The sequence below is a fragment of the Oerskovia turbata genome, from assembly GCF_000718325.1.
Classification (GTDB): Bacteria; Actinomycetota; Actinomycetes; order Actinomycetales; family Cellulomonadaceae; genus Oerskovia; species Oerskovia turbata.
On sequence record NZ_JOFV01000064.1, the window covers coordinates 1 to 239 of the forward strand.

Consider the following 239-nt stretch of genomic DNA (forward strand, 5'->3'; position numbering starts at 1 on the left):
GTTGTTGATCGCGCAGGTGATCAACTTCTTCGCCCAGCGCAACGTGACGTTCAGGTCGAACACCTCGATCTGGCGGGCGGCGTTCTGGTACGTGGTGGCCTATGTGGTGATCACGTTCGCGGCGGCGGCGTTGCAGGGGTTGTACAAGGCGCCGATCTACGAGCTGTTGATCGACACGTGGGGTCTGGGCAGGACGGGTGAGACCGCGGCCGACATGGTCACGATGATCATCAACAGTG

At 61.1% G+C, this 239-nt stretch carries 1 pseudogene; it reads left to right on the plus strand.

The window, feature by feature from the left end:
- Positions 1-239, plus strand: a pseudogene (locus IE95_RS20760) (hypothetical protein); the annotation flags it as partial.